The sequence below is a fragment of the Occallatibacter sp. genome (assembly GCF_049802275.1).
Classification (GTDB): domain Bacteria; phylum Acidobacteriota; class Terriglobia; order Terriglobales; family Acidobacteriaceae; genus Telmatobacter.
Genome location: NZ_JBARMD010000127.1, coordinates 1 through 2,435, shown reverse-complemented (window position 1 = coordinate 2,435; position 2,435 = coordinate 1). Strand labels below are relative to the sequence as shown.

General features: G+C 59.3%; 2 protein-coding genes. Both read right to left on the bottom strand.

The features are described from left to right. Positions 1-1,216 (bottom strand): glycine--tRNA ligase subunit beta (gene glyS / locus WA354_RS04195; RefSeq protein ID WP_472811758.1); only part of this gene is annotated, 1,216 nt, incomplete at its 3' end. Positions 1,217-1,344: 128 nt separating this feature from the next. Then, the gene (locus WA354_RS04190; RefSeq protein WP_472811757.1) at positions 1,345-2,322 is read right to left on the bottom strand and encodes a glycine--tRNA ligase subunit alpha; all 978 of its coding nucleotides are present in this window, start codon (positions 2,320-2,322) and stop codon (positions 1,345-1,347) included. Positions 2,323-2,435 lie beyond the last annotated feature (113 nt).

Below are 2,435 nucleotides of genomic sequence, written 5' to 3'. Positions count from 1 at the left end.
TCAGGTCCGTTTTCGCCAGCCGCACCGCAGTCATCAACGCTTCGCTGTTGTGCTGAACCCCTGCCTTCGCCGCAAGCTCAGACAAAAAGCTCGCTGATTCCAGGTTCTCTTCCGTCTTCCAGTGATACGAACCCAGCTCTTTCTGGAACGTAACGTTCTTCAGGCTCTCCACGCGCTCGGCCAGCGGCACCTTCTGATCGAAATCCCAGAAGAACCGCGCATCCTTGAACCGCGCCCGCAGCACCCGCGCATTCCCATGCCGGATAATCGCCTGACCCTCGTCATCGGCCTTCGTATTCAACACCGCGAGAAAATGCGGAGCCAGCTTCCCATTCGCATCTTCCACCGCAAAATACTTCTGGTGATCGCGCATCACCGTCACCAGCACCTCTTCGGGCAGCGACAGATATTCCGGCTCAAAATCTCCAAGAATCACCGACGGCCACTCCGTCAGGTGCGTGACGGTCTCCACCAATCCCTCATCCTCGCGCCAGCGAGCGCCCGGCACGGTCCGCGTCACCTCGTCCAGTGCCTTGCGAATTGCTTGCCGCCGCTCCGCAACATCCACAACCACACTTGCACCACGCAGCGTCTCTGCATATTCCTTCGCAGACCCGATAACGACTGGCGCATCCCCGTGAATGATCCGATGTCCGCGGCTCACATTCGCAGCCTCGATTCCAGCAATCTCCAGCGGCACAACCGCAGCATCCATCATGGCGACGACCCAACGCACCGGCCGCACAAACCTCTCCGGCTTGCCCGCGCGCCAGTACATATTCTTCGCCCAGTAAATCGCCAGCACTTCCTTCGGCAGATCGGCAGTCAGAATCTCCGCGACTGCTTTGCCTGCGCGTCTCACCGTTGCGCCCACATACTCGCCCTTCGCCGTCGTCACCTTCTCCAGCGCATCAACCGCAACGCACGCCTTCTTCGCAAAAGCCTCGGCAGCCTTCGTAGCAGCGCCATCTTTGAACGCGACAGTCCACGACGGCCCCGTCAGTTTCTCTTCTACGTCGGCCTGCGCCGCACGAACGCCTTCCACCAGCACAGCAAGCCGCCGCGGCGTCGAGTAGGTTTTCACTGTCGCGCCGTCTTCGAGCAACCGTTCGCGCGCAAGCAGATCGTGCACGCGTCGCCCCAGCTCCGCCTCGGCCCCTGCAATCATCCGGGCTGGAACTTCCTCCAGCCCAATCTCAAATAAAAAGTCAGACATGAATTCAATTCTTTCTCGCTAACTCCGCGAACGCGCGCGAAGCGCGGCTAACTCCGCCATCCCGCCAAACCATTGGGTGCCCCATCCATGGCGCGGCTTCATCGCGGCATGGGTGGGAAAGCACGAGGTTAAACAGCAGCTTGTTGCTGCATCGCATACGCCTTCGCCACACCCACCGCCAACGCCCGAATGCGCCCAATCACACCCACCCGCTCCGTCACGCTGATCGCTCCCCGAGCATCCAGAATGTTGAACAGGTTCGAACACTTCAGAGCCAGCTCATACGTCGGCAGCAGCGGAAACCTCTTCTTCTCCTCCACGCTTGCCGTCTTGCTCGCCATCAACTCAGTCGCCAGCAGCATCAGGTTCTGCGCCTCCGCCTCGTACAGGTTGAAATGCTTCCAAAGCATCGGCACTTCGGCTTCCTCAAAGTTGTAAACCGAAAACTGCAGTTCCTCGGCCAGCCGCACTTCGCCGTAGGTCACCACCGCGCCCGATCCGGACTCATTCTCTCGGGGATCGCGCGCCCAAACAATGTCGTAGATCGAGTCCACATCCTGAATGAAAGCCGCAATCCGCTCCAGCCCATACGTCAGCTCAGCACACATTGGATCCAGGTCCATCCCGCCGCACTGCTGAAAATAGGTGAACTGCGTAATCTCCAATCCATCCAGCATCACCTGCCAGCCCACGCCCCAGGCGCCCCCCGCCGGCCACTCCCAGTTGTCTTCTTCAAACTTGATGTCATGCTTTGAGAGATCGATCCCAATCGCCTCAAGTGACTGGAGATACAACTCCTGCACATTCACCGGCGGGGGCTTCAGAATCAACTGAAACTGGGTATGTTTGAACAGCCGGTTAGGGTTCTCGCCATAGCGCCCATCGGCGGGCCGGCGCGAAGGTTGGGCATAGCCGACCCGGTAAGGCTTCGGCCCGAGCACGCGCAAAAACGTCTCGGGAGCCATCGTGCCCGCGCCCACTTCTACGTCGTACGGTTGCTGCAGCACACACCCGCGCTCCGCCCAGAATCCCTGCAGGCGAAACAACAATTCCTGAAACGTCAGAGCCGATTTTTGTTGAGAAGATGCCACTTGGGTTAAAGCCACAATACGCTCATCTCTTTCACTGGGACTGGAGCCAGTTTACCAGCCACGATGAATGTTTCCTGCCGAGATCGCTGGCCGCCCCGCTGCTTCTCTGCTTCAAGATGCGCAGACGA